General features: G+C 64.1%; 1 protein-coding gene. It reads left to right on the plus strand.

Going from position 1 to position 563, the window contains the following annotated elements; genetic code table 11:
* On the plus strand, positions 1-563 hold a 563-nt coding region (locus CFB39_RS38525), incomplete at both ends, for an ABC transporter ATP-binding protein (protein ID WP_144030404.1).

Here is a 563-nt window from a genome sequence, read left to right on the forward strand (position 1 = left end):
AACGTCGTGAAGAAATTCGGCGACAGCACCGCCGTCGACAACGTGAACCTGACGATCGCGAAGAACGAGCTGTTCGCGCTGCTCGGCAGCTCCGGCTGCGGCAAGTCGACGTTGCTGCGCATGCTCGCCGGGCTCGAGACGGCCACCTCCGGCAAGATCTTCGTCGACGGCGAGGACCTTGCTTCGCTGCCGCCGTACCGCCGCCCGGTGAACATGATGTTCCAGTCGTACGCGCTGTTCCCGCACATGACGGTCGAATCGAACGTCGCGTTCGGCCTGAAGCAGGAAGGCACGCCAAAGAACGAGATCAAGGAACGCGTGGCCGATGCGCTCGCGCTCGTGCAGATGAGCAAGTACGCGCAGCGCAAGCCGCACCAGCTCTCCGGCGGGCAGCAGCAGCGCGTCGCGCTCGCGCGCTCGCTGGTCAAGCGCCCGAAGCTGCTCTTGCTCGACGAGCCGATGTCCGCGCTCGACAAGAAGATCCGCCAGAAGACCCAGCTCGAACTCGTGAACATCATCGAGAAGGTCGACGTGACCTGCGTGATGGTCACGCACGACCAGGA

This window comes from Burkholderia sp. AU6039 (assembly GCF_002223365.1).
Taxonomy (GTDB): Bacteria; Pseudomonadota; Gammaproteobacteria; order Burkholderiales; family Burkholderiaceae; genus Burkholderia.